Origin of the sequence: Rhizobium sp. CCGE 510 (genome assembly GCF_000292525.1) — a bacterium.
Lineage (GTDB): Bacteria > Pseudomonadota > Alphaproteobacteria > Rhizobiales > Rhizobiaceae > Rhizobium.
Map to the genome: position 1 here is coordinate 54,815 of NZ_AEYF01000003.1, position 22,557 is coordinate 77,371.

Below are 22,557 nucleotides of genomic sequence, written 5' to 3' on the forward strand. Positions count from 1 at the left end.
CAAAGTCTAAAATTATGTTTTGCTGACTCACCTCTCGGAAAGAAGATGCTGCAGAACGATTTGATGGAACATCGAGCCCGCACCGAATAACGGTGAGCGATTGCTCAACTGATCTTCAACCAATGCCTCAGCGCCGCCACCGCGCCATCGCTGGCATAGGCAATCATTCCCCCGATCGTCAGCCCGGCAAAGGCAATCAGCCCCGATATCCCGTACCCGATCGATTTCATCCGTTTCCACTCTTCCAGCGCCGGCGCCACCGCCTCCTGGTTTTTTTCGACGGTCTCCTTGAGGCTCTTGATCTCCTCGCGGATCCGGGCGTCGACACCGCCGCTGATCGCCACTCTGGTATCGAGATTTGCGATCTGCCTTGCCTGCTCGTCGAGCCGGGTGTGGATCACGGCGCGGCTGTCGTGCGCGTTGGCCTTCTCGTCGCTGACCTCGTTGCGCAGCAGCGCCACGTTTTCCTCGATACCGGTCAGCCTTCCCTCGACGCGCCCGAGAGCGCGGAGAATATCGTCATTGGATGTCATCTCTATCGCCGCTCGCTGTATCCTGTTCTAAATTAAATAGTTAGAGCATGATGGCGTCCGAAAACCGCACACACTTTTCGGCATCATGCTCTAGGGATAAAATTTCAGCTTCTCGGATTGCGGAATACGGCCGACCGTCCTCAGTATCCCGTGAAGAGCCGGGTGGATGAAATCCGAATTCATGCCGTGGGCCAAGACCGTCGCATTGTCCTGGACGTTGGTGGCAAAGATCTCGGAGACCTTGTAGTCGGCCGTCCCGTCACCATTGTCCGTCCTGCCGATCAGCGTGCGCGAGGTCCAGAGCCCGGGCTGGTATTCGAACATGATGCGGGAGCCGAGCGGCACTGCAGCCGGCAGCTTCATGGTGTCCCAGTTGGTGACGCCATCCTGGTTGCCGGGGTGCCCCACCACGTTGCCGAGCGGAAACAGCTCGGCGGCCGGGCCCTTGGTCGGATCGGCGTCCGACATGAAGGCCGGCACCATGTCGATAACCCTGGTGTAACGTGTGCTGGCCTTGATGCTGGTGTTGACGGTGGCAAGCGTGCCGGTCACGGCGTTCCACAGAGTGGCCACCGAAAAGCCTGCGACGGTGCGGCCTGCATCGCTGGAGGTAAAGGTGGGCATAAGGGTGATGCCGACCACATGGGTGCCTGCCCCATAGCGGGCCTTCACGCGGTCCACCAGGCCGAACTTGGTGTTGGACCAGGTGGATGCGGTGGCGTTGTTGTCGTTGCGGCCCGACTGGTCGAATGCAAAGGTCCAGATATCCTTGCCGCCATTATAGGTGGTTTTGATGGCATCGATCATGCTCCAACGGAGAGTGGCCGATGTCGCCAACTCCTGCACCGACTTGGCGCCTGGACCGCCCATGACGAGGGGAACGAGGCTTCCCCAGACAGGATCTCTCTGGTCGAACCAGCGTCGCCAGATACCCATGTTGCGCCGGGCATCAGCGGATGCGGCGATCTCCTGGCGCTCAACCAGGCTATCGGCAAGCACCAGGGGAACCGGCCTGCCATCCCAGCCTTTGGCAAGGATCAATGCCGGCCCATAGGCGAGCGGCTGCGAATTGCTGACATTCCCGACCGTGTTGTAGAAGGCATCCGGGTCACGGTCCGGAGTACTGGGCCCATTGGCGCTCGCAAGCGCCTGCACGGAGACCAGATCGGTTGCCGCCCAATATTTCTCGCCGCGGTGGCGCTGGCAGCGGTAACCGCCGATATAGGTGTTGCCGACAGTGCCGTGCCAAACCGTGCGGATCCCGAAGACGGACCAGGCCGGCAGCGCTACGGGAAGCGTGACCTGGCCATAGACGATGCCCGTCGCAGCCGTGACGGTCGCCGCTGCGGCCCCGCCGAAAAGCACCGGATATTCGGTGCCGTCGGGATGAATGAAGAAGACCTCGTCGATCTCGATATTGGCATTCGGGTTCACCGTTTCCTGAGGCGCATTGCCGCCCTCGGTCAGGCCGAAGCCGGTAAAGGGGATAAGGAAATCATTGGCCGGATAATCCGGCGAGCCGAAGAACAGCTTCGAGCACTGGTAATTCAGCCCTGCCGCGTAAGTCTGTGTGAAGCCGGCCGGCCAGCGGGTTCCGGTCGCGGCCGGCATATAGCGGTTGGCATCCGGCACCCATGGCGGCGGCGCCAGCTCAGCTCCGCCGATCGGGCTTGTCAGGGCAAGCGAAATCGCATTCATCATCGGCGTGTTCCAAATCTGCTGGTGAGGTCGGCATAGAAGCGAACGGTGCGTCCCTGGCGGGCATTGGCGCGGTCGAGCGCCTGGCGCTCGCGGGCGAGGATGGCGATGACCGGCTCGCCTTCGACGACAGGCGCATGCGCTTCCTGCCTCAGGAGATCATCGGGCAATGGCGGCAGCACGATGCCGGCCGCCCCCTGCCCCTTCACCACCGCCGCCCTGTTCAGCCGCTCAGTGGCGGAGCAGCCACTGACGATCAGCAGCAGTGACAGCGCAAGCGCGGTTCTTTTCCGAAAGCTGGAGTTCATAGGATTGGATCTCGATTTCGAGTGTGTCTTTGGCGGCCTGCTCGGCGCCTTCCGCGGCCATAAGGCGCTTGCGGTGCTCTTCGGTGGCCTCGGCCGCCGCATTGCGCTGGCGCTCCATCTCGGCGGCTTTCGCATCGGCTGCGCTCTTTTCGGCCAGCAGGATATAGCCGGCGCGCGCCTCGCGGGCGGCCGAGGGGTAGCCGATCGAAACGGCATAGAGGTGATAGAACATCAGCCCGGCGGCAATGCCGGCGCCCAGCTTGAGCGTATCGAGCAGGGAGAACATCAGATGCCCTCCAGGCAGAATTGGCGTTCCTTCTGCCGGCGGCGCGTCAGGCCGGGAAAGGTGATGCCGGCGGCGCGGTTCCACTTCAAAAGCGCCTCGCAGCCCTCGGCCGTCCGCCCCTGGTTGATCAGCTTGACCGCGCTCGAGCCGCAGGCCGCCGTAACGCCGACATTATAGGCGAATGAGGTCAGCGCCACGAAGCGGGCATCCGGCAGGGGTACACGCACGCAGCTTTCGACGCCGCTCGCATAGGTCTTCAGCTCCAGCGCCAGTAGCGCCTTGCACTGCTCCACCGTCTTGTGATCGCCTGGTTTGACGCCATTGGTGCTGCCGTAGCAAATGGTCCACGGCTGCCCTCTCGTGGCTGGATCGGGATAGGCATTCTGGCGCAATCCCTCGAACGAGCCGACCAGCGCCACAGCCATGGCGGCGGCGGCACTACCCTTCTGCAGGCGGTTTGCCATTCAATTCTCCTGAGATTTTCTGCTGAACGAAGATGCGGGCGACGATCGCCGCCACGGCGAAAAGCCCCGTTGCCGCCGACATGGCGAGCTGGATGTAGAGGTTGCGCGACACCCAGGTTGCGGCGACGAAATTGATGACGGGCTCAAGGACAATGAAGAGCAGCGCCAGGACCATGAGGCGGACGGACCAGGCGTGCTTGATCACCGCGCGCCAGTTGTGGACGAGCATGGGTTGGGCTCCGGGTTGTGTGGGTGTCGGGGGTGCCCGGCTCCCGGGCAGAGAGCCGCGTAGGGGCTGACTTTTCGGGCGCAGCAACACAATATAGGTACCACGAGGTACACTAATAGTTGTCTCTTGCTAAAGTTTTCGCTTAACGGTTACGTTAGCGAAATGCGATCATTTCCACTTTCAAATAGAATCGAAGGCCTGGATACCGTCAGAGCAGTCGCCGCTCTGTCTGTTGTGTTTGCGCATTTGCTTGGGCCGTCAATGCCAGGCATTTCGCGATACATCTTTACCGGCCACCCCGCCGTCATAGTCTTCTTTGTCATCTCGGGGTTCTGCATTCACTTTCCGTTCCGAACGGCGGAAATGTCGGCGTTGGCTTTTCTAAAGAGGCGTTACCTCAGGATCATGATTCCAACCGCTGTGGCGCTGGTTCTGGCGCAGTGGGTTGGACTTCGTGCTTACAACCCGGTCGACGGCTACATCTTGTGGTCCGTGGTTTGCGAGGTCATTTACTATTCGCTCTACCCACTGTTCCTTCCAATTTCACGGAAATTCGGCTGGCCGGCGATGATAGTCGTTTCCATTATCATCTCCTACCTCACCGTCATCAGTTTGGGCTCTGATAAGTTTGGCAGCGCGCAGATCTACGGCCCGTCACTGAATTGGGTGGTCTCTCTGCCAGCCTGGTTCATGGGCTGTTACATCGCCCAGACCTACCGGACGGGGCTGTATCTCGGGAACATCTGGCTATGGAGAGCGACAACCGCGACCACCGCCTCCATTCTCTATTGGGCGACGATCAACACGTCGGTCGGGTTCTATCTGACAATGATCCCTTTCGGTGCTCTCGCCTGCGGATGGATACTTTCCGAGGCTGCGAACGCTGAGCGTGGTAACGCGTCTGCGATCATGGAGAAAGTTGGCGAAGCTTGTTTCTCGATTTATTTGATCCACGTCATCGCCGCGGCGGCGATAGAGCGGCTTGGCATCACCAACTCAGTCATTGTCTGCGCCGGTTCCCTTCTGCTCGTCGTCCCGTTCTTCTATTTTGTGGAAAAGCCTGCCCATGAACTTTCTCGCCGTCTGGGGAGGCGAATGGTGGCCGGAACGTCTCATTCTTCATGAGAAACCGTGCACCGTTGCGGAAGGATTCCAGGCTAGCCGGAAGGCACAGACAGGTTTGTGAGCACCGAAGCTGAAGCAGCGAAAAAAGCGCTTTCGAACGGAAGACGTATGTGGGCGCCTCACTTTAAATCGATCACGAGCCGATCTGACACTATTCTCGAAATTTGACGACCTTCGCGGGAGAGCCAACAGCAATCGCATATTCCGGGATATCATTTATGACCACGGCGTTCGCCCCAATCACCGCACCATTGCCGATTTTGACGTTCATTAGGATCCTGGCTCCTGCCCCGATCCACACATCATCGCCGATTTCCACCGTGCCGATTTGCGCTTTCTGAAGCCTGATCGGCGTATCACGCTTAGTGCCGTGGCTATGATCGATGATCTGTACATCTGAACCGATCAAAACGTCACTGCCGATCCTTATTAGGTTCTTCGCCGTGATGATATTACGCCGGCCGATCACCGTGTTATCCCCGATGAAAACCTTTGGGTCTGGCATCGTAAGCTGGAAGAATGACTGATCTTGGATCGTGACATTGCTCCCGACCTCAAGAACCGCGTGCTTCACCATCCGGAATTCGGCGCTGCGCTTGACAACCAAGTTGGAGCCGGCGTGGCTGAAGTAGCGAAATCGCTTGTAGGCGGTAACGAGACGCTGAAGAATTCCTCCGCGATTCCGGTACGACGCTTTATCGGTTGCCATGATTTCCTCCGAGTCCGGAGGTCACTAGCTCACGACGTCGTTTATTGCCAGAGATCGCGTGCGTAATCCTCGCTAAAAGCTCCCGGGTACGCGCCTTTGCACTATCGCTCGATGGAAAAACGGCGCTATGCACTCCTCCCGCACGGGAAAAGAAACCCGTCGGTCCACACCCAGATATTGCCGGCAGCGCCGGCGACCTGCCTGACTTGCTTGCTCGTGTTCGTCCAAACATCCTGGCTGCCTATGGCATAGTTGCTTGCAACCTGGACGGCGCCTAAGTTGCCACCATCACCAGAGATGCCGGCAGTAAGAATGCCCTGCGCCGGATCGTGAATCAGTGCAGCATTGGTCGTCGCGCTCGATGTGAGTTCAAACCGGAGCTTGGCCTTGACCTTCACCCCGTTTGGCACTGTGAGCGCAAGGAGTGCGGAAGTCGTAGAGATAGCGCCATTGACAGCGTCTTTTGCGGGTGCCACGAAAGTATATTCGTCACGCGGATACATGACAAATTGCCGGATAAGCGAGCCGGCATCGGTCAGCACCACCCCAATGCATTTGACGATGGTATAGCCGGTGAGCAGCGTTGTGGTGACGCCGCCGATCGTCGCCGAGATCGAGAGCACCACGTCGAAAGACAGGTCTGCGTCCTTGCGCAAAGCATATGCGAAGTAGGTCGCATTCGCTGCAACGGCGCCGGCATCGAGACCGCCAGCACCGGTGCCAGCCGCAAATGTTCCCGTCACCCGCTTCGTCCATGACGATGCGCTGGAAACGAAGCTTGCCGCCGTTCTGGCAGATCCTGCGGCAAAATCGACATGGGTGTTCGGGCTGCCGGCGTTGTTGGAAAGGGTGAGCCCGACAATGAAATCGCCGACAGCCGAGCTATCGGCTTTACTCTGTATCCTGGCGAAGAGCTTGTTGGTGAAGAAAGCAGCACCAGAACAGATGATTTCGACGCTGTAGCCATCCTTGATGACGAGCGTTGCCGCGCCATCGATCGTCTCCGAAGCGTTCGGATCAATCGTCACATCCCCGCCATCGGCAATGACACAATAGTGCCAGTTTGCGCCGAGCGTTGCCGCTGCGGTCAGGGTGAGCGTCGCTGCCGCAGTAAAACGGTGGACGGCGTTGTCGTCGGAGGCGAGCGCGGTGTAATCGCCTGACTTGGCCGCATAGACCAGATCCTGATCGAAGGCGACCTCAACGCCGTTCTGCGCAAAGCCGAGCAGGCCGCCGCCCTTTAGATAGAGGCCGGTCTGCGGGGTCGAGGCAAAGCCGACGCCCGGCGCGGACACGGTTCCGCCCGCGGCTTTGAGGGGCGCGATCATCGGCGCGGAGCCATCGCGCGGCAGCGAATTGGTGATTTCGTTGCCGAGGTCGGTCGTCAGCGCGTTCCACGGCGCCGGGTCGATGACCTGGCCGACGGAGGGTGTCGTGCCGGCGGGTTTGGAATAGACGCCGGTTGATGGGTTTCTGGGCATTTACCTTGCTCCGAAAGGAAAAGGCCCCGCGATTGCGAGGCCATTGTGGTGTGTGTAGCGAAGGCGGGCGCATGAGCGGCCGTATTTTGCAGGAGTTGAGCAACCAGAGATCGACAACCTCGATCGGCCACTCAATTGTCCGTTTGATATCCGGTAACCGGGCTTTCCATTGCAATAGAAAAGGCGGCCCGAAAGAGCCGCCTCTGCTTTCCGCTTTCGCTTATGACCTACGTCCGACTATCGTCTCTTGAATAAGAGGTCGGCTCCGTAAACTTTTCCGCTGGTGCCAGTAACGCCGCTATTCCGATCTTTGACGCGAGCCACAAGATCAAATCCCGCCTTGTCAGCTATCTTAATCACAGTCGGTTCCGAAAGTGTCTGGTGTGGGTAGAAAATGGGCATGTCTTCGAAGCCTTCCGGCACTGGGCCGGCGCCGTTGTCGAAAAGCCTTGAAGTCTGGACCGTGAACCTCTTCCTCCTGGAAAACGCATTGCGTGCCAGGTATGCGTACCTCAATGTTCTCGAAAGAGCCTTCCGCCACACCTCGTCCGGATTGCCAAGGTACTGCAAGGTTCCGCTACTGTAGAAAACGTCGAACTCGTCTGGCATCTCATCTAGAAATGATATCGACGGGCGGAGAATCTGCGACGCCGAGGCCATTGCTGCCGTCTCGACCACAGCAAAGGACCAGGCTGGAAATCTCCTTTGCAGAACTGCGCAGATTTCACCTGCAGATCCGCCGAAATCCACAAACCGGCCAGTGGTAAAGTTCAACGCGGAAAGCAGTTCAGAAGACGGTTCCGCGAAAAGCTCTTCTCTCCCGACTATCTGTCGAGAACGCTCCAAGCGGAACGCTGTCAGATCCCGGTCGGAATAATCACCTTCTGCCGCCGCCGCCGCTCGCGTCCACGACCAGTAGGTCGTTTCACGCTTGCGCCATTGAGACACAGCGGCTCTTACAGACACTGGCAAAATTGCTCTTACTAGCTGTTTACCTTCCTCGTCCTACAGGCGCAGACGAGCATCTACAGCTTTGCCGAGAGATTTAAAAGCAACCCCAGTAATTCGAACTGAGCGATCTGCTTTTTCAACGGGCGACGGAGTGCGCGTCGCGCGTTCGCTGGGGATTGCTATTTTGTGGGAAGACATGCGGGGTAGGTTACCAGCCACCACCACCGCCGCCGCCGCCGCCGCCGCCGCCGTTTCGACCGCGTACTCCAAGAAGCGCGCGTGCAAGAGCAGCCTTCGCGCCGGCTCTACGACCACCTACGGTATCGGCTTCGGCCGGCATCATAACGCGTCCCTTTAAAGCATCCATACCGAGTCCTTTCAAAGCCTCTTCTCGAGCGCCACGAAAGGCCTGCTCGGCTCGGTTGCTGAAACCACCTTCCCCGTTCCCGAAACCTTGAACAGCAGCGAGCCCGATGTCGGTCATCCTCCCTGGCGGCAACTTAAAAACTCGGTCAGAAGCCAAACCTCCGGCGCGCTGCAGCGTTTCGGAGACATAGGGATGCTGTTCGTCGAAGGCTCTGTCCATCCCGCGCTGATTGGCGAGTGCGTTATCATACCGCTCTCCAAACGTTTCGCCCGGCAGGGGCGGAAACAAAAAATCGGGCAACAGTGGGTCAGCATAGGGCGCCAGAAATGCAGCTGTCCCAGCGTCCATTTCATCGAGATAAGGACCGACGACAGTGCCGCGGCTGATGGCGCGTATGGCATTGTTAACCGAGAGGTCGCCGGAATGCCCCGCATAAGGGTCATTTCTAAGCTCGGCAACTTTTCTCGGTGGTACAACCGGTGTTCTGTTGTCTGGCATTATGATCTCCTGTGGATGGTGATTGGGTTCGACAAGGCTTCCGAGCAGCAGCTTGGAAGCCTGCCTCAGTCTTAGGATGCCGGAGCGAAATGAGCCGCACGCCGGCTTCTTCACTCGTGCAAGGACGGCGTGCGCCACGGTGGGACGTTCGCGATGGCAATGGCCTTCAGAAGGGCCGAGTTCGCAGGCTGTTCATCGGAATTCGGTTTGAAGGAATGGCTACTGTCCGTTCGGCAAAAAGGGCCGACAACAGCAGGTGGAGCCTAAATGGCGGGCGCTAGCGAAAAGGGCTCCGGCGTTGTCATGGAACACTGCGCTGGCCGCCGAACCATGACGACAGGAAGCCGGGAGGCTTCGCTGGCGGAATGGCAGGCACGCCGGGCGGAGTAGCAGGCACGACCCTCGGCGCCGCGGGAGCCTTCGCCACAGCAGCCAGCCGCTCCTGATCCTGCTGCCTAATCGCCAGCCCGCCCATCAGCGCCTGCGCCAGCCGCGCCGCCCCTTGCCAGGGCGATTGCACCGGGCTCGCGTCCATGCCTTGCTGCAGCATGGCGTAGGCCAGTTGCTTGCGCTTGTCGTCGATGTCGCCCTGTGTCTTGCCGGTATTGGCGCCGAAGATCGTTGGGATCATGCCACTGCCCTTTCGTAGAAGACGCGGTCGAAGCCGTCGGCGTGTTCGAAGACGGCGTCCGGATGGATTTTTCGCACATCGTCGGACATCAGGCCGATCTGGGTCGGGCCACCGTGCTTGTATTTGAAGGCGTAGACCGGCAGGCCGTTGTCGAGTGTGCCGACGCGTTTGATGTCCTCCTTCAGCCGCCGGTCGGACTTCGCCCAGCCGCCAAGGAGTGTTCCGCCGAGGCCGAAGAGGCCGCCCATCGCCGCGTTCGATTGGGCGACCTGGCGGTCGTAGAGGCCCATTTTCTGGTTGAAATTGTCATTGATCAGGCCGGCCTGGTCGACGTTCGGCAGCTGCGTCGTCGGCGTGTTGACATAGCTCGGCTGATGCACCTGCGATCCCGACATCAGCGCCGAAATCTCGTTCAGCGGCTGGTTTCGCTCGGTCAGGATCGCGTTCTGGGCATTCGAATACATATCGCCGAGATACTGGTCGGAGGCGGCCTGCTTGCGGGTGGAAAAATCGCGCAGCGCGTTGTCGTAAGCCGCCGAGCCCATCGAGATGCCCTTGTCGGCGAGGCTCTGGTCGAGGCTCGCCTGATCGCGATCCCACTGGTTGTTGAAGCCGGACTGCCAGTGGTTATTGACATATTTGTCGACATTGCCGGCGCTCAAATCGACATTGGTGCCGAGCACACCGGAAATCTTGCCGGTCTGGTCGTTGGCGAGCCTGGCAAGGCCGAGCTGCGTCTGCTGCGTCTGGTCGTAGATCGCCTGGTTTTCAGGCGAATAGGTCTGATAGGCCGAATAGGTCGGCAGCTGGTAGCTCTTGCCGTTCTGGTCTTTCATCGTCTGGTAGCCGCTGACCTTGTATTCCAGCGAACCATCCGGCGTGTACTGGTTGGTGTGGCTGAGGCCGGCATTGGCGATGGCGGTGTCGACGTTGGTGGCCGTCTGGGCCGCCGCGGTCTGGGTCGGATCAGGCGCCTTGGGGGCCTTCGGTGTCGAGACCATAGGGGAAATCCTCCTTCATGATTGCGTAAAGCAGGCCGTCGCAGTCGCCGAAATAGGCTTTCTGGCGGCCTTCCAGCCGGGCGCCGAGCCTCGCGAGCATCGTCTGGGCGTCGAAATTGTCGGCCCGGGTCCTGGCCGTTGCGCGCCGGCAGCCGAGCTGATGCACGACATAGCCAAACACCGATCGCATCACCGTCAGCGTCAGCCGGTCGGCGGCCAGCGAGATCTCGACGTCATGCGCGGTCCAGACGTTGAAGACGAAGCCGGCGATGATCCGGCCCCGGTCGACATGGGCAAGCGTGGTGTAAGGCGGGTGGAAGCTGACGCCGATCCGGCCGCCGACCCAGGCGGCGATTTCCGCGCGCGGTTCGGAGACGATCAAATCGGCGTGCCTTTTTCATAAAGCACCGAGCCGCCGACGACGGCGGCTTCCGAGACGGAGCCGGAGGAGCCGGAAATCAGCGCGCGGATCGTCGGCGCCAAGGCCGAACCGGCGCCGCCGGCGGAGGCGAATTTGCGCACCAGCGAAACGCCGGGGAATTTCGAGACACCCCAGACCGCCGCCCCCCATTTCGCCGCCGCGTTGTTTTCGATTGACGACAGCAGCGCCGTGGGAATCTTGGTCTGGTAATCCACCGAGATCCCGCCATACATCAGCGAGGAAACGCCGATCTGCGCCGTCACCCCGATCAGCTTCGAGAGCTTGGTCGAGAGCCCGTCGCCATAGCGGCTCCAGGCGCCGACCATCAGCGCGTCGATCGCCACACCATTGTCGTTGGCGCCGACCTCGGCCTCGTAGACCGTGCCGGCGCCGGCGCCGAAGAACAGCCGGTCCTGCCAAGTCGCCCAGCAGGAGGCCGGCATGCCGACGAAGCGGCACCAGGCGCCGGTCTCGGTGTTCATCACATATTGATAGGGGCCGAAGGAGGACGGCAGGTTGACGATCGCCATCTGCCGGGCGGGGAAGCTCGAAAGCTGCCATTCCTGCGAGGTCGTGCCGGTTGCCGCCACCGTCTCGCGCCATGTCGGGCCGATCCTGGCGGTAATGGCGCCAAGGCTGGTGGCGCCGCGGTCGAGCTGTACCGCCTTGGTGATCGGCACGATGCCATCGGTGGTCATGATCGCCAGATCGGCGCCGACCGAGAGCAGGCATCGGTCGCTGCCGAGCGGCCGGCCGAGCTTGAAGGTGCCGATCAGCCCCCAGTTCGAAACGCTCGAAGGATCCGAACCCTGGAAGACGATCACCTCGCCTTCCGAGGAGATCAGCACCAGGCATTGCTGCAGGCCTGTCGAAACCGGGATCGTCCAGACGTTGATCGCAACCAGCGTGCCGCCATATTTCATGTTGCCGCCGACCGGCAGCACCGTCGCCGCGCCGCTGACGGCATCGGTGGCGAGATACCAGACATTGGTCGAATTCTTCTCGATGAACCACAGGCGCGAGCGATAGGCGGTGACCGCGATCAGCAGCGAAGCATCGGGAATGCCGGTGATCATCGTCGAGGCAACGTAGGGTGTGGCGACCACGCCCTTTTCCAGCTGCGCATTGGTGACCGTTCCCGTCACGGTAGCGACCAGCGTGCCGGCTGCCGGCGTGAAGGTGAGCGACACCCGGTTGTTGACGCCGGTGCCGGTCAGCGTGCCGGCGAAGGCACCGGAGAGCGTAATAGAACCGGTGCCGAAGAAGCTCAGCGTATAGGGCGTGTTTTTGACGGCAACGTTCTGAGTGGCGAGTGCTGCGGTGCCCACCAGAAAATTGTTGGTCCAGGAGGTGCCATTGAAGAGCAGCGGCGTATCCAGGCCGTTGACGAGGCGCAGGAATTCCTGGCCGGCCGGGTTGGTATATTGCTGCACCGACCAATGGGCGCTGGCCATGCCGGAGACGACGGGCGCACCGGCAGCACCCCCCACCGTCACGTCAAAAATCTTGTCGCCGGCGGCGGCAAACAGCCTGTTGCTGACGCCGGAATAGGGGATGACCGTCTGCACGTCACCGCCGAGGCCGGTTGAGAAGGCGAGGAAACCATAGCGGGCGCGGACGCGGTTGGCCTCGGGAAAGAAATTGTCGAGCTGAAACGCCGCATCCGCGGGCATATCCGCCATCTCGACATCGGTTCGCCAGCCGCCGATCGGCGCGATCCAGTCTTTGCTCGGCGAAACGCGGCCGGTGCGGCCGTTTGGGGGGACAGGTCTGCGGGTCATGGATTCCCCCCCGTGATCGTGCCGGGCCAATAATTCTCGGGCGCCAGGCCCCGCGCCGGCAGCGAGAGGTCGACGGGGCTTGCGGCCCGGTCGGCGCCGATCGCCGCTTCCTTGGATCGCTCGAAACTGGCGAGCTCCTCGCCATAATCGAGGCCCTTGGCCCGCTTCCAGCGCCAGATCAGCGAGAGTTCGAGAAGGTCTTCGGGGAAACGGGCGGTATCGGTGTCACCAGCCCAGGTGCCGGCCGTGGTCGCGCCGCCATTCACCGCCACCCAGAAGCCGGAGATATAGGCATATTCCACCGTCTCGCCTGGAGCGTTCGGATAGATGTCGAGCTTGCCGCCGGCCATGCGCCAGATCTGCGGCACCGGGTTGGAATTGAGGATCGTCTGGCGCTGCCAGGTCTGCGGCTCGACAGGACCGTTCAGCTGCCAGAGGCGCGAGGAATTCCAGATCTTGGCATTGGCGGCGAAGCGGTTCCAGTCATCGGGCGGCTCGGCCGGTTCCGGATTTGCACCCGTCGCCACGAACTGCCGCCGCACCATCAGCGCCGACCAGTCATGCTCGCGCACCAGGTCGCGGCCGGCGCGGGTGGAGAGGATGCGCAGCTGCATGATCTGCGGATCCGCCGAGGACATGACGGCCGTCGGCGGATCGAGATCGATTTCCGCGCAGACGTTCTGAATGATGGTCAAGAGCGACATGCGGGGGTCTCCGGTTCAGCGCGTTGGCGTGGCGGGTGAATTTGCGTGAAGGTTGTGCCGTGTGGCCCCCTCATCCGCCCTACGGGCACCTTCTCCCCGAGGGGAGAAGAGGGAACCGAGACCTCGCGGCATAACCCCTTCTCCCCAGCGGGGAGAAGGTGGCCCGAAGGGTCGGATGAGGGGGCTGCTTGCGTCAAGCCTTCTTCAGGCTGCTTGCCGACCGCGGCTCTTGCCGCTTTCGCTTTCGAGCGCCTCGAAGCGCGAGGCCATCTCCCGCATCTGCTCCTGCAGGCGGGTCACCTCATCCTTCAGCCGCTCGTTTTCAGCAGCGAAGGCCGAGGCAGCGCTGGAGTTTTCGGCGGTCGCGAGATAGGCCCGGGCAGCGGCGGCAAGCTCGTTGGCGCCCATGCCGATCTTCTGCTTGGCGGTGTCGGAAAGGGCGGCGAGCTGCTCGACGGTATAGATATTGACCGCCTCCATCTCCTTGATCTGGCTGGGCTTCAGATAAGGCCATTGCGAAAGCGGCGTGCCGGTCAGCTGCTCGCGCGCCTCAGCCCCCTCCTTGAACCGCTTATAGGCGTCGGAAAAGCGCTGTTTGTCGTTGTCGGTCACCTCGCGGTAGACCTCGGTATGTTTGTCGCCGGCGATGAAAATCCGAACGAATTCCTTATCGGCAAAGATCGGCCGGCCTTCCTTCTCAGTCAGAAAGGTCTGTTCGACCGGTTCGAGGCTGAAGGAGGCATAAATTCCGGTGTTGTCGGGCATGTGCTGGTCTCGCTGTTGATGGCGGGGGAAGGGAAACGGGCGCAGAAGCGCCGCTGTGATATCGTGCCGGTGGCTGCCCCTCACCCTAACCCTCTCCCGTAAAAAACGGGGAGAGGGGACGTGCCCTGCTGAACGTTGGCGAGGGACGGAGACGTAGCGGCTTGCCCCCTTCTCCCCGTTTACGGGGAGAAGGTGCCGGCAGGCGGATGAGGGGCAACGCCACGTATGAGAGGTCGACGAAACGGGCGCCGAAACGCCCGTTGGCTTGCTTTAATTCACCTTCGACAGAAACGGCCGCATCAGCGTCGCCTCGAGCACGCCGGTCGCGGTGACGGTGATGCCGGTGCCGTTGGCCGTCGCATTGGCCGAAAGCGTGATGCTCTGGACGACGCCGTTCGGGCTGTAGGTGATGCCCGCAATCGTCGTGCCGCCCGGAATACCCGTGCCGGCGACGGCGGCGCCGATGAACGGGCCGGAACCGGCATTCAGACCGGCAATACCCGAAAGCAGGTTGGAGCCGTTGACGGTGACTGCCGTAAACGTCTGGTTGGCGGCGGCGAAGTTGACGTTGGCGATCGCCTTGGTGGTGGCCGTGGCCGAGGCCGGGGCGCTGGCCTGGCCTGCGGTGGTGGTGGTTTCGGCAACGACGAGGGCCGCCGTTGCGGTCGCCACCTGCGACGGCGCCTGGCCGTTGCGCTGCAGCCAGAGGTAATAGGTGCCGGCTGCAAGAGTCACGGCGCCAACCGGACCGCCGGTCAGCGTCGGCGGCTGGGCAGCACCCGAAAAGACGCCGCAGCGCTGGCCGACGACGGCGGCCGCCGTGGTCAGCAGCGAAGCGACATAATCCCGGGTCCACTGGAACCACTGGCCGGGCTGAAGGGTCGTCTGCGAGGCCAGCACCAGCTGGCAATAGACCCATTCGGATTCACGGTCCCCGCCGGCGATCGCGCCGAGGGAGAAGTTCGGCCCGGGAATACCGGAGCCGGAAACGATCGGGCCTTCGACGACGAACGGGTTCGCGCCAAGACGATCGGACTGGATTGTTGCGACCGACATTTGCTGTGTTCCTTTCGTGGACGATCAGGCGAACAACACGCCCTGCAGGAAGGCGTTGTTCATGGTGAGGTTGCCGGCAAAGCCCATCAGCTGGACGAAGGCATCCTGGTTGGTGTTCATGCGTTCATCGCCGATCGGCGCCATGTCACGGTCGCGGTGCGGGCGGTAGAACAGGTATTTGGTGTTCAGGAAGAACATCTGGTTGAGCGGCGCGCCGCCGCCGAAGCCGCCGTCGAAGATCACGTCGGCGCCCATGTATTGCAGCGACTGGAAGCCGGCCATGCCCTTGTCCGCCGAGGTGATGCGCTGGATTGCCTGCAGCGATTCCCAGTAGAGGCGGAAGAAGTTGTTGTCGGCGACGACGAGATCGGGCGCGTCGGAGCCGCGCACGCAGGACATATAGAGCCGGTTCATATAGCTCTGGATGTTGGCATTGGTGGCGGCGGCACCACCATCGGCCGAGGCCGAGAATTTCTGGTTGCGCCAGAAACCCCAGGTGGCGCGCGAAATGCCGCCGACGGTGCCGGAGGTCGGCGAGGTCGAGATCAGCAGCTGCAGGCCGCCGATCTGCCGCCCGCCATCGGCCGTGCCGTCGGAATAGCAGTCAAGCGCGATGTTGTTTTTCAATGTGGTTTCGGCATTCTCGATGCGCTGCTCGAGCAGGTCGAGGATCGCATCCTCGCCGGAGTTCTGCAGCTGTTCGAGGCCGGACATGGAGACGGCGACCGCGGCCTGCTTCAGATCGTATTCGGCCGCGGTGATGACGTCGGAGGGCTGGACGTTGAGGATATCGTAGCCGGAATAGCGCTTGAAGGTGCTGTTTTCCTGGTACTGCAACTCCTGGACGATAGTGCGGCCGCCGGAGATCGGCTTCTTGCGGCCGCGGCTGTTCAAACGGTTGAGAAGGCCGTTGTTCTTCGTCACGTCGTCGGCGACCGTGCCGCTGCGGTTGCGCAGCGTGGTGGTGACGATTTCAGAGAGGTTGGGCGAAATGGGCATCGATCATTCCTTTGCTCAGACTTGGCCTTTGATCAGACTTGGCCGCGCGAAAAACGCATGGCGTCGCGCAGCGAGTCTCGGATGGAGGTGGGCTGGCCTCTTGCCGCATCGCGGGTCGGGCCCGGTGCGGAGGAGCCAGAGATGGATCGCGAGGCGCGGCGGGCTTGATCTGCCGCTGCTGCCCTCTGGGCTTGGAATTGTGGGACGGGCGCCTGCGCAGTCTGGCTGATCAACTGCTGGCGAATGTCCGGGCGCATCCAGCATGCGGCGTCGTAGGCGTCCTGGAGTGACGTTGCCCGCCCTGCGTTGACGAGGGCGATCATGTCGTCAAGCACGTCGTCGGCGTGCGCGTTTGCCGGGTCGGAAAGGAAGGCATCGACTTGAGTTTCGGTGTCTCTTTTCCGCAAAACATGTTCGACCGTGGCCTCGACATTGATGGATCGAGGCTGCGGCCCTGCCTGTTGTGATAGGGCCTGCTGCTGGCGCTGCAGGATCTCTCCCGTCTGACCATTGACCAGGGCGTGAAGGTTGACCCCGGCCATTCTGGCGACGTGAACGACGGTGTTGACGGGATCGTGGATCAGCGCCTTCTCCCAGTCGATCGCCCGACGCATGACATCGGCATGGGTCATGCCGGCCTGGCGGACGATCGGGGTGAATTCCTCCAGCCCCTTGTAATCCTGCAGGACGCGGAAGCCGTTATCGACCTCCTGTTCGCGCTTGGCGATTGCCGCCTGCACTTCCCCGGGAAGGCTGCCGAATTGCGCCTTGGCTTCCGCCGACCAGCCGGGCGGAACCCGGCTGCCGATGGCTGCCGGCTGTTCGCGGCTCTGCATCTGCAACGTCTGCTGCTGTGCGGACGTCGCATTTGCCGCGGGCGCCTGCCCTGCCCGCTGAGCGGCGGCGGCCTGCTCCTGCCCCTTGGCCATGAAGCGGCCGTTTTCGCCGTCGCGCGGCTGGGCCGAGATCTCGCCCGGCCCCTGGCCTTCGACCGTGTCGATCGCCGCTTTCAAACTGTCGCGGATGCTGACGGGCTTATCATCGAACGCACCAAAATCTTCGCTGCCGTTGCCGGCCTCGTTCAGGTCTTCCATATCCATTGGGAAATTTCCTATGTCGGGGATTGATGCCCGTGAGAGCTTTTATGCATGTCGTTATCCCCAGCTGCACACTTCCGGGCGACCTGCATTAGGCGTTGTACTCGGCGTAAACGCGCCGCAATTCGTTGCGGATCGCCATTCGATCCGTCTTCGGCTTGTCGATCGGCTGCGGTTTTTCGTTGCCGATCTCGATCACCCCGGCCGCGCGGTACTCGGAACGCAGCCTGGCTTTCGAGGTGTAATGCTGACCGTCATGCATCGAGCGGATGTCGATGCTGTCGCTGACGAAATGCGGCGCGGGCAGATGCGACTGCGCGGGGTTTTGCGCCGGCAGGCAATCGTGCGGCCATTGGTCGAGCTGGTGCCAGCCGCCGCAGACGCGGCAATAGCGTTCTCTCATGCTGTTGCTCCCGGCAAACCTATTGATAGGGGGATTGGGCGGCGCGCATCCGATCGATCGCTTGCGCCGCCATCTCATTACGAGCGTGCTCCACCGTGGCGCGATGTTCGATCTCGGCCTCGGCGACACTGAGCTCGGCTCTGCGCTGTTCCGCACCGGCCTTCACCTCTGCGGTCTTCAACTTCAGCATCTCGCCGGGCGAAGGCTGCGGCTCCGGTTTCGGTGCGCTTGCTGCCTGGGAAAGCTGGGCTCCCACCTGCTCCAGCGTGCTTTCGAGCTGGCGGCCGGCCCGGAAGCCGCGGGCGGCAAAGAGCAGCGTCTCGACCATCACCGGCACCAGCATCGGCGACTGCTGCGCCATGGCGCCGGCCTGCTGCATGAAGCCGCCGACCATCTGGACGAATTCCATCCGGCGCTGCTTTTCGGCGTCCTCGTCGGGCTCGATGGTCGAATCCGTCTCGATCTCGATCTGGAAGCCGCGAATGCTGTCATTGCGCAAGAGCTGCATCACCTCGTCGATCGTCGGCTGTTGCATCATCTGCTGCAGCTGCGGCGGCATTTCGGGTGGCGCCATTCCTGGGGACGACTGGGCTGGCTGGCCGGTCTGCTCAGCCCGCATGGCCGCCTGCTGTGCCGCCATCTGCATCTGTTGCATCTGCATTTCGACCTGCTGTTTCTGAGCCATCGTCGGCAGCCGAATGCCGCTCACCAGCATCAGCGTTTCCGGCTGGAACTGGTCGCAGATGATTTCGCCGGCAAGGCGGATGATGTCGCGGGCAAAGCGGGCCAGTTCGGCCTGGCGATCGCGGATGCGGATCGAGCCCCACTGGCTCTTGATGCGCTGCGCCGTCGCCGTCTCCGACGCCTGGGTGTCGCCGCGCACGATGTCGGAGATGCCGGTGATCTGGTAGACATCCTCGATCAGCTGCTTGCGGGCCGTCATGCAGGCAATCAGAACCTTCTGCACCTCGTCGATCGGCAGCGTCACGATGGCTTTCGAGCCGCCCTTGTCGGTAAAGGCCGCCCATTCCGGGATCGGCACCATGACCATGTCGTTCTCAGGCCGCATCGCCTTCTCGATCGCCGGCGAGATCGCGCCGTCGCCGGAGGGATAAAACACCTTCAGGCGCAGCTGATCGGTCAGCTTGTTGATGCGCTTTGTGAGAAGATCGATCTCGTCGCATTGCTGCTGGTAATAGACATAGTCGGGAACCGGGATCAGCGAGCTCGTCGACATCGTGCCATAGGCCGGGCGCGGGCAAGGCCAGAAATGGGTCAGGTCCAGCGGCGGTTCCGAAACTTCCAATGCCACCGGCGCGCCGTCGGCGATCCAGACGGTATAGTTTTCGCTCTTGCACCAGATCTCCCAGACATGGGTCTTGCCCTCATTCTCCAGGCGCTCCGCCTGGCTGGCGCCCCTATTGCCGGCCGTGCCTTCCGCTGCCCGCGATGCCATGGCCTCAGCGCCGAAGCGCTTTTCCATCTCCTCGTCGGTCATCGGAACGCGCCTGGCCACCCAGGTCACGTCCTTCCAGCGCCGCGCCGGCGAGTGCAGGAAATCCGACCAGTGGACGTAATCGATGCACACACGCTCGTCGCTGATCGCTTCCGGCTGAGCACCGCCCATCTCGCCGGGGAAACCGTCCGCCGCCGGGTCCGAGGGCTGGACACCCATATCGAGCGGCTCGAAATCCGCTTCGTAGCGCAGCCACACCGTGCCGCGGGCGCAGAGCAGGAAATCGTCGCGCACCGCCCGCATGATCGAGTCGATATCGGCCTCATCGCCGGTATAGGCAAGATTGCGCTCGACCAGCTCCGAGGCGATGCGCGCCACCGGCTGCGCGTCCTTGAAGCGGCGCTCGACGACCGGCTGCGGCACCCGGGCATAGACGGCCGGCTGCAGCACCGAGGTATTGGCCCAGAGCATCGGAAACCGGCGCTTGGCGGCGCTCGTCTGGTCGGACTGCTGGTCGAGATAGATCTTCTCGATCTTGACGCAGCGGTCGTGCCAGGATTTGAAATAGCGCTGGGCGCGCTCGAGCTCTTGCTGCCAATGGGCGCCGACCTTGGCCGGATCCCAGCGCTGGCCGCTCTCTGAAGCCGTTATCTCGTCTTCCATCAAACACGCTCGCTTTGGGTGGGGGTGGAATCGGCAAATTCGTTGAAAGTCATCGTCTGGAATGTCGGCAGCGACTTACGCTCCGGCTTCAGCGGTTCGGGCGCCAGTCCGGTGAAGATGATCGCCAGGCCGCCGAAAGCATCGGCGCCGTGCGATGCCCAATTGTGCAGCGGCTCGTCGCGGAAGACGCTTAGATCCTCGTCCCAGTCCTTGCGGTAATTGCGCAGGCACTTGATGCCCTCGATGCAGCCGGCCTGATCGAACTCGATCCTGGCCAGCATGCGCCGGGTGGCGTTGATGCGGTCATGCACATAGGCGCGCTCGACCTTGCGCACCGTGCCGAGACCGCGCGCCCTCACCTCTTTCAGCATGACTTCGATGCGGGTCATGCCGCCGCGTGTCCACTCGCGCACCTTGATGTCATGCGGCATGTTGTGGACACCGTAGATATAGCCGTGCTCGTTTGCGCGCCGCTCCAGCTCGTCGAGCATGCCGTCCATGCCGCTGCCGGTATGCTCGAAATAACCGATCATCCGGACCCGGCCGGGCAGCACCTGAAACAGCCACACGCTGTTGGCATCGTCCATGCCGATGTCGGAAATGGTGTGGACCGGATAGCCTTCGACATGCTGGAAAACCCCGATGCGCTCCTCGGCGTCGGCGACCGCCATCTGCTCGGCATAATAGGCGCCTTCGACACTCGCCTCGAAGGCCTCGGCCGATGTCGAGGGATATTCGCGCTTCATGTCGCCGAGCTGGGTTTCGGCCTTCTTGACGTACCAGGCCTTCTGCCCCTCGGTCAGGGTGATGCCCTGGTCCGCCAGATTACGAAAATATTTGGCGAAAGCATCGCTGACAATGACGCCTTGAGGCGTGATCGCATATTGCGGCTCCTTCCACCACGGGAAGAAATGGAACTTGAAGTCCAGTTCGGTCAGCTCTAGCGCTTGCCGCTGCTTGACCTTGGCATCCTCGCAGAGCGTATAGAAATGCCCTTCCTGGCCTTCCGCCGTGCTTTCGATGAACACCAGCTGGCCGGCCTGCACCGTATTCAGCGCGCCGGTGCGCACTTCCCGCGCCTTGTCGGGATATTTGGCGCACAGCTTTCCATATTCGGAAATATGCAGATATTGCAGCGTGCCCGAGCGCAGCGACGTGCCGACGCGGATGCTCGAATTGTTGGCAAGCAGCAGTTCGGCCTGGTTGCCCCTGACGACGGGCACGGCGTTGCGGATACCATCCGGAAGATTGTCGTAAGGGTATTTGACCTTGTCCCTGAAGATCGTCTGTACGTCGCCGAGCGTATGGGCGATGGTGCCGGCCCTGATATCCCGGTTGAAGACGCAGGCGTCGAGCATGAAGATCTGGATGAAGGTGGTCAGACCGAGCTGGCGGGCCTTCAGCAGCACGTTGAGATAATGCATCTCTTCGAAAAACGTCATCTGCGTCCAGTTCATCTCGAACCTGACGCGCCGGCCCGACTTGTCGGTGATCCAGTAGAGATTGTTCAGACGCCAGCGCCAGTCGGAAAACTGGTCAACCGCCGTTTGGAAGTCCGCGGGTTTTGCCATTGATATCTTCCAGCAATTGCGAGACTTCGCCGGTCACGCCCTGTTCGGGCTCGATCTTCGAACCGTATTTCTTCGGCTTCAGCTTCTCGGCGACCCATTGGCGGGTGGCGATGCGCAGCTGCGATCGGCGGATCGCCTCGCCATTCTCCTGCCAGCCGGTGGTCTCGCCGCTAGCGTTCTTCTTTTCGATCCAGTCGTTGCTGCGGTCGTCGGCGATCTCGACCAGCTCGTCGACGAAGCCGTCGGCGAGTATCTCGCGCGCCAGCGCATAGCGCGCCCGAAACGCCGCCTTGCCGTCATCGGCGAGCCAGGAGAGCACCGTCGATTTGGCCGGCATGTCCTCATCCCGGCAGATCGACCGCAGGCTTTCCCGGTCGGCGATGCGCTCGCAGATCTTCTCGGCCAGCGCCTGGGTGAACTTCGTCGGTCTGACCATGGGATCTGCTTCTGAGAGGCTCAGAACAATGCAATGATGTTCGACGCCGTCGTCCCGGTCAGCGCCACGATCGCCGCATGCACCGGCAGGATCGTCCCGGCCGGCACGCTCTTGAAGATCACCGGATCCATATCCCGCCGCGGCGCAATCGCCACATCGCCGGCCGTGCCGATATAAAGCGCCCGCGCGCCGACAATCGCACTGTCATTCGGAGTTACCGCTGCTGCCCGCGAGGCCGGAGCAATCGAAGGGTCCATGGTGGTTCTCCTTGTCAGGGGTGGATGTCCATGCCGACGCGGCTCGATCCCGATGTGATCGGAGATGAGAGGTCAGGGGAAGAGGCTGGCGGGATCAACGATGATCCGAGGAAGCGCGACACCGACTTGATCGTCGACAATCCCTAGGGATTCAAATTTCGCAACTTGGATTTACGGTAGTCTTAAATGATCGGCCGGGGGGTGATCAAGGGCTGATTGTGGGTGTCAGTCAGTCTAGATTCTGCCCCTCGCCCTAACCCTCTCCCCGTAAACGGGGCGAAACGGGGAGAGGGGACGTGCCCTGCGAGAGGTTGAGGCGAATTGAGAGGCTGCGACTTGCCGCCTTCGCCCCGTTCACGGGAAGAAGGTGCCGGCAGGCGGATGAGGCGCCTGCGCCGACCTGATTCAAATTTCGCAGCTTGGATTTACGGTAGTCTTAACTGATGCGTCAGGGGGTGATCAAGGGCTGATTGTGGGTCTCACGCCAACTTCAAATCAAGCCTGTGCAATCACGAATACCATCCGCTGTCACGGCAAGTTTGGCAAAACGTACTCGCCAATCTCCGTCATCCCAGGCACTTGTGCCGAGGATCCATGCCCGCTCCTGATGGAGACCAGAGTGGATCCTCGGGTCAAGCCCGAGGAAGACGGAGCAAGGGGTTAGCTA

Annotated in this window: 25 protein-coding genes; 1 reads left to right on the forward strand and 24 read right to left on the reverse strand. The window is 61.7% G+C overall.

What is annotated here, in order from left to right:
• Nucleotides 1-104: 104 nt before the first annotated feature.
• The 6 genes from RCCGE510_RS02950 to RCCGE510_RS02975 all read right to left on the reverse strand — a co-directional run bounded on the left by RCCGE510_RS02950 (nt 105) and on the right by RCCGE510_RS02975 (nt 3,518).
• On the reverse strand, nt 105-533 hold the full coding sequence (locus tag RCCGE510_RS02950) for a hypothetical protein (protein WP_007627006.1): 429 nt from the start codon (nt 531-533) through the stop codon (nt 105-107).
• A gap of 90 nt (nt 534-623) precedes the next feature.
• Nucleotides 624-2,234: a hypothetical protein gene (locus RCCGE510_RS02955; protein ID WP_007627007.1), complete on the reverse strand. Its 1,611-nt coding sequence runs from the start codon at nt 2,232-2,234 to the stop codon at nt 624-626.
• Nucleotides 2,231-2,443, reverse strand: a complete 213-nt coding sequence (locus RCCGE510_RS02960) for a hypothetical protein (protein WP_007627008.1) — start codon at nt 2,441-2,443, stop codon at nt 2,231-2,233. The genes RCCGE510_RS02955 and RCCGE510_RS02960 overlap by 4 nt, the downstream gene beginning before the upstream one ends.
• Nucleotides 2,444-2,462: 19 nt before the next feature.
• The gene (locus RCCGE510_RS02965; protein ID WP_007627014.1) at nt 2,463-2,825 is read right to left on the reverse strand and encodes a hypothetical protein; all 363 of its coding nucleotides are present in this window, start codon (nt 2,823-2,825) and stop codon (nt 2,463-2,465) included.
• The gene (locus RCCGE510_RS02970; RefSeq protein WP_007627018.1) at nt 2,825-3,289 is read right to left on the reverse strand and encodes a lysozyme; all 465 of its coding nucleotides are present in this window, start codon (nt 3,287-3,289) and stop codon (nt 2,825-2,827) included. The genes RCCGE510_RS02965 and RCCGE510_RS02970 overlap by 1 nt, the downstream gene beginning before the upstream one ends.
• Nucleotides 3,264-3,518, reverse strand: a complete 255-nt coding sequence (locus tag RCCGE510_RS02975) for a hypothetical protein (RefSeq protein ID WP_007627019.1) — start codon at nt 3,516-3,518, stop codon at nt 3,264-3,266. Before RCCGE510_RS02975 ends, RCCGE510_RS02970 begins: the two co-directional genes overlap by 26 nt.
• A 162-nt stretch (nt 3,519-3,680) precedes the next feature.
• On the opposite strand from RCCGE510_RS02975, the gene RCCGE510_RS02980 reads away from it, so the two are divergent.
• Nucleotides 3,681-4,643 (forward strand): acyltransferase, encoded by a 963-nt coding sequence (locus RCCGE510_RS02980; RefSeq protein ID WP_037077622.1) that lies wholly within the window; start codon nt 3,681-3,683, stop codon nt 4,641-4,643.
• A gap of 151 nt (nt 4,644-4,794) precedes the next feature.
• Here RCCGE510_RS02980 and RCCGE510_RS02985 read toward each other — a convergent pair whose 3' ends face one another.
• From RCCGE510_RS02985 to RCCGE510_RS03070, 18 genes are all read right to left on the reverse strand, one after another.
• Nucleotides 4,795-5,352, reverse strand: coding sequence for an acyltransferase (locus tag RCCGE510_RS02985; protein ID WP_007627024.1), 558 nt, complete (start codon nt 5,350-5,352; stop codon nt 4,795-4,797).
• A 125-nt stretch (nt 5,353-5,477) separates the two neighbouring features.
• Nucleotides 5,478-6,833 (reverse strand): hypothetical protein, encoded by a 1,356-nt coding sequence (locus RCCGE510_RS02990; RefSeq protein ID WP_007627027.1) that lies wholly within the window; start codon nt 6,831-6,833, stop codon nt 5,478-5,480.
• A gap of 237 nt (nt 6,834-7,070) precedes the next feature.
• On the reverse strand, nt 7,071-7,799 hold the full coding sequence (locus RCCGE510_RS02995) for a hypothetical protein (protein ID WP_240539619.1): 729 nt from the start codon (nt 7,797-7,799) through the stop codon (nt 7,071-7,073).
• Between the two features lie 193 nt (nt 7,800-7,992).
• Entirely contained in the window at nt 7,993-8,649 is a 657-nt protein-coding gene (locus RCCGE510_RS03000) for a hypothetical protein (RefSeq protein WP_037077585.1), read from the reverse strand.
• A 301-nt stretch (nt 8,650-8,950) separates the two neighbouring features.
• Nucleotides 8,951-9,280 (reverse strand): hypothetical protein, encoded by a 330-nt coding sequence (locus RCCGE510_RS03005; RefSeq protein ID WP_007627032.1) that lies wholly within the window; start codon nt 9,278-9,280, stop codon nt 8,951-8,953.
• Nucleotides 9,277-10,281, reverse strand: a complete 1,005-nt coding sequence (locus RCCGE510_RS03010) for a tail fiber domain-containing protein (protein ID WP_007627033.1) — start codon at nt 10,279-10,281, stop codon at nt 9,277-9,279. Before RCCGE510_RS03010 ends, RCCGE510_RS03005 begins: the two co-directional genes overlap by 4 nt.
• Nucleotides 10,247-10,663, reverse strand: coding sequence for a GNAT family protein (locus RCCGE510_RS03015; protein WP_007627034.1), 417 nt, complete (start codon nt 10,661-10,663; stop codon nt 10,247-10,249). Before RCCGE510_RS03015 ends, RCCGE510_RS03010 begins: the two co-directional genes overlap by 35 nt.
• Nucleotides 10,660-12,483: a hypothetical protein gene (locus tag RCCGE510_RS03020; RefSeq protein ID WP_007627036.1), complete on the reverse strand. Its 1,824-nt coding sequence runs from the start codon at nt 12,481-12,483 to the stop codon at nt 10,660-10,662. The genes RCCGE510_RS03015 and RCCGE510_RS03020 overlap by 4 nt, the downstream gene beginning before the upstream one ends.
• Complete coding sequence (locus RCCGE510_RS03025) at nt 12,480-13,187, reverse strand: hypothetical protein (RefSeq protein WP_007627038.1); 708 nt, start codon at nt 13,185-13,187, stop codon at nt 12,480-12,482. The genes RCCGE510_RS03020 and RCCGE510_RS03025 overlap by 4 nt, the downstream gene beginning before the upstream one ends.
• A gap of 204 nt (nt 13,188-13,391) precedes the next feature.
• Nucleotides 13,392-13,952: a hypothetical protein gene (locus tag RCCGE510_RS03030; RefSeq protein ID WP_007627040.1), complete on the reverse strand. Its 561-nt coding sequence runs from the start codon at nt 13,950-13,952 to the stop codon at nt 13,392-13,394.
• Between the two features lie 270 nt (nt 13,953-14,222).
• Nucleotides 14,223-15,008 carry a hypothetical protein gene (locus RCCGE510_RS03035; protein ID WP_007627042.1) on the reverse strand — a complete coding sequence of 262 codons (786 nt, stop codon included), beginning with the start codon at nt 15,006-15,008 and terminating at the stop codon, nt 14,223-14,225.
• Between the two features lie 24 nt (nt 15,009-15,032).
• Nucleotides 15,033-16,007, reverse strand: a complete 975-nt coding sequence (locus RCCGE510_RS03040; RefSeq protein WP_007627044.1) for a phage major capsid protein — start codon at nt 16,005-16,007, stop codon at nt 15,033-15,035.
• 32 nt (nt 16,008-16,039) lie between these two features.
• Nucleotides 16,040-17,107 carry a hypothetical protein gene (locus RCCGE510_RS03045; protein ID WP_007627046.1) on the reverse strand — a complete coding sequence of 356 codons (1,068 nt, stop codon included), beginning with the start codon at nt 17,105-17,107 and terminating at the stop codon, nt 16,040-16,042.
• An 88-nt stretch (nt 17,108-17,195) separates the two neighbouring features.
• Entirely contained in the window at nt 17,196-17,507 is a 312-nt protein-coding gene (locus RCCGE510_RS03050) for a hypothetical protein (RefSeq protein WP_007627050.1), read from the reverse strand.
• A 19-nt stretch (nt 17,508-17,526) separates the two neighbouring features.
• On the reverse strand, nt 17,527-19,626 hold the full coding sequence (locus tag RCCGE510_RS03055; protein WP_007627052.1) for a hypothetical protein: 2,100 nt from the start codon (nt 19,624-19,626) through the stop codon (nt 17,527-17,529).
• Entirely contained in the window at nt 19,626-21,197 is a 1,572-nt protein-coding gene (locus RCCGE510_RS03060; protein WP_007627054.1) for a hypothetical protein, read from the reverse strand. The genes RCCGE510_RS03055 and RCCGE510_RS03060 overlap by 1 nt, the downstream gene beginning before the upstream one ends.
• Nucleotides 21,163-21,633, reverse strand: coding sequence for a hypothetical protein (locus RCCGE510_RS03065; protein ID WP_007627055.1), 471 nt, complete (start codon nt 21,631-21,633; stop codon nt 21,163-21,165). The genes RCCGE510_RS03060 and RCCGE510_RS03065 overlap by 35 nt, the downstream gene beginning before the upstream one ends.
• 20 nt (nt 21,634-21,653) lie before the next feature.
• Nucleotides 21,654-21,890 carry a hypothetical protein gene (locus RCCGE510_RS03070; RefSeq protein WP_007627056.1) on the reverse strand — a complete coding sequence of 79 codons (237 nt, stop codon included), beginning with the start codon at nt 21,888-21,890 and terminating at the stop codon, nt 21,654-21,656.
• Between the last annotated feature and the right edge of the window lie 667 nt (nt 21,891-22,557).

What these genes read in the sequence shown, in the direction of transcription:
- RCCGE510_RS03025 (WP_007627038.1), bottom strand. Translation starts at nt 13,187, where the DNA reads ATGTCGCTCTTGACCATCATTCAGAACGTCTGCGCGGAAATCGATCTC.
- RCCGE510_RS02950 (WP_007627006.1), bottom strand. Translation starts at nt 533, where the DNA reads ATGACATCCAATGACGATATTCTCCGCGCTCTCGGGCGCGTCGAGGGA.
- RCCGE510_RS02970 (WP_007627018.1), bottom strand. Translation starts at nt 3,289, where the DNA reads ATGGCAAACCGCCTGCAGAAGGGTAGTGCCGCCGCCGCCATGGCTGTG.
- RCCGE510_RS02990 (WP_007627027.1), bottom strand. Translation starts at nt 6,833, where the DNA reads ATGCCCAGAAACCCATCAACCGGCGTCTATTCCAAACCCGCCGGCACG.
- RCCGE510_RS03050 (WP_007627050.1), bottom strand. Translation starts at nt 17,507, where the DNA reads ATGAGAGAACGCTATTGCCGCGTCTGCGGCGGCTGGCACCAGCTCGAC.
- RCCGE510_RS03000 (WP_037077585.1), bottom strand. Translation starts at nt 8,649, where the DNA reads ATGCCAGACAACAGAACACCGGTTGTACCACCGAGAAAAGTTGCCGAG.
- RCCGE510_RS03020 (WP_007627036.1), bottom strand. Translation starts at nt 12,483, where the DNA reads ATGACCCGCAGACCTGTCCCCCCAAACGGCCGCACCGGCCGCGTTTCG.
- RCCGE510_RS03035 (WP_007627042.1), bottom strand. Translation starts at nt 15,008, where the DNA reads ATGTCGGTCGCAACAATCCAGTCCGATCGTCTTGGCGCGAACCCGTTC.
- RCCGE510_RS03005 (WP_007627032.1), bottom strand. Translation starts at nt 9,280, where the DNA reads ATGATCCCAACGATCTTCGGCGCCAATACCGGCAAGACACAGGGCGAC.
- RCCGE510_RS03055 (WP_007627052.1), bottom strand. Translation starts at nt 19,626, where the DNA reads ATGGAAGACGAGATAACGGCTTCAGAGAGCGGCCAGCGCTGGGATCCG.
- RCCGE510_RS03030 (WP_007627040.1), bottom strand. Translation starts at nt 13,952, where the DNA reads ATGCCCGACAACACCGGAATTTATGCCTCCTTCAGCCTCGAACCGGTC.
- RCCGE510_RS02985 (WP_007627024.1), bottom strand. Translation starts at nt 5,352, where the DNA reads ATGGCAACCGATAAAGCGTCGTACCGGAATCGCGGAGGAATTCTTCAG.
- RCCGE510_RS02955 (WP_007627007.1), bottom strand. Translation starts at nt 2,234, where the DNA reads ATGATGAATGCGATTTCGCTTGCCCTGACAAGCCCGATCGGCGGAGCT.
- RCCGE510_RS03040 (WP_007627044.1), bottom strand. Translation starts at nt 16,007, where the DNA reads ATGCCCATTTCGCCCAACCTCTCTGAAATCGTCACCACCACGCTGCGC.
- RCCGE510_RS03010 (WP_007627033.1), bottom strand. Translation starts at nt 10,281, where the DNA reads ATGGTCTCGACACCGAAGGCCCCCAAGGCGCCTGATCCGACCCAGACC.
- RCCGE510_RS03060 (WP_007627054.1), bottom strand. Translation starts at nt 21,197, where the DNA reads ATGGCAAAACCCGCGGACTTCCAAACGGCGGTTGACCAGTTTTCCGAC.
- RCCGE510_RS03045 (WP_007627046.1), bottom strand. Translation starts at nt 17,107, where the DNA reads ATGGATATGGAAGACCTGAACGAGGCCGGCAACGGCAGCGAAGATTTT.
- RCCGE510_RS03065 (WP_007627055.1), bottom strand. Translation starts at nt 21,633, where the DNA reads ATGGTCAGACCGACGAAGTTCACCCAGGCGCTGGCCGAGAAGATCTGC.
- RCCGE510_RS03070 (WP_007627056.1), bottom strand. Translation starts at nt 21,890, where the DNA reads ATGGACCCTTCGATTGCTCCGGCCTCGCGGGCAGCAGCGGTAACTCCG.
- RCCGE510_RS02980 (WP_037077622.1), top strand. Translation starts at nt 3,681, where the DNA reads ATGCGATCATTTCCACTTTCAAATAGAATCGAAGGCCTGGATACCGTC.
- RCCGE510_RS02965 (WP_007627014.1), bottom strand. Translation starts at nt 2,825, where the DNA reads ATGTTCTCCCTGCTCGATACGCTCAAGCTGGGCGCCGGCATTGCCGCC.
- RCCGE510_RS02975 (WP_007627019.1), bottom strand. Translation starts at nt 3,518, where the DNA reads ATGCTCGTCCACAACTGGCGCGCGGTGATCAAGCACGCCTGGTCCGTC.